This window comes from Streptomyces sp. NBRC 110035 (assembly GCF_000829695.1).
In the GTDB taxonomy this organism is placed as follows: Bacteria; Actinomycetota; Actinomycetes; order Streptomycetales; family Streptomycetaceae; genus Streptomyces.
Genome location: NZ_BBNN01000075.1, coordinates 2,369 through 3,767, shown reverse-complemented (window position 1 = coordinate 3,767; position 1,399 = coordinate 2,369). Strand labels below are relative to the sequence as shown.

At 57.7% G+C, this 1,399-nt stretch carries 1 other annotated feature (only partly in view).

The window, feature by feature from the left end:
* Positions 1-129 precede the first annotated feature (129 nt).
* Positions 130-1,399: a sequence feature (mutual gap in cmsearch alignment for this rRNA model is longer than 100), on the top strand (it continues 2,346 nt past the right edge of the window).

Genomic DNA, 1,399 nt, shown 5'->3' with positions numbered 1-1,399 from the left:
CGGGCACGCTGTTGGGTGTCTGAGGGAATGATCCCTCTGGATGCCGGCCCCAGTGAACTCCGGTTGTTGCCGGGGGTGATGGGTGGTCGGTCGTTGTTTGAGAACTGCACAGTGGACGCGAGCATCTGTGGCCAAGTTTTTAAGGGCGCACGGTGGATGCCTTGGCACCAGGAACCGATGAAGGACGTGGGAGGCCACGATAGGCCCCGGGGAGTCGTCAACCAGGCTTTGATCCGGGGGTGTCCGAATGGGGAAACCCGGCAGTCGTCATGGGCTGTCACCCATACCTGAACACATAGGGTATGTGGAGGGAACGCGGGGAAGTGAAACATCTCAGTACCCGCAGGAAGAGAAAACAACCGTGATTCCGGGAGTAGTGGCGAGCGAAACCGGATGAGGCCAAACCGTATGCGTGTGAGACCCGGCAGGGGTTGCGTATACGGGGTTGTGGGATCTCTCTTCTGTTGTCTGCCGGCAACAGGACGAGTCAGAAACCGTTGATGTAGGCGAAGGACATGCGAAAGGTCCGGCGTAGAGGGTAAGACCCCCGTAGTCGAAACATCAGCGGCTCGTTTGAGAGACACCCAAGTAGCACGGGGCCCGAGAAATCCCGTGTGAATCTGGCGGGACCACCCGCCAAGCCTAAATATTCCCTGGTGACCGATAGCGGACAGTACCGTGAGGGAATGGTGAAAAGTACCGCGGGAGCGGAGTGAAATAGTACCTGAAACCGTGTGCCTACAAGCCGTGGGAGCGTCGCGCAAGGACTTGTCCTTGCGTCGTGACTGCGTGCCTTTTGAAGAATGAGCCTGCGAGTTTGCGGTGTGTTGCGAGGTTAACCCGGGTGGGGAAGCCGTAGCGAAAGCGAGTCCGAACAGGGCGACTCAGTAGCATGCTCAAGACCCGAAGCGGAGTGATCTAGCCATGGGCAGGTTGAAGCGGAGGTAAGACTTCGTGGAGGACCGAACCCACCAGGGTTGAAAACCTGGGGGATGACCTGTGGTTAGGGGTGAAAGGCCAATCAAACTCCGTGATAGCTGGTTCTCCCCGAAATGCATTTAGGTGCAGCGTCGTGTGTTTCTTGCCGGAGGTAGAGCACTGGATAGGCGATGGGCCCTACCGGGTTACTGACCTTAGCCAAACTCCGAATGCCGGTAAGTGAGAGCGCGGCAGTGAGACTGTGGGGGATAAGCTCCATGGTCGAGAGGGAAACAGCCCAGAGCATCGACTAAGGCCCCCAAGCGTACGCTAAGTGGGAAAGGATGTGGAGTCGCACAGACAACCAGGAGGTTGGCTTAGAAGCAGCCACCCTTGAAAGAGTGCGTAATAGCTCACTGGTCTAGTGATTCCGCGCCGACAATGTAGCGGGGCTCAAGCGTACCGCCGAAGTCGTGTCATT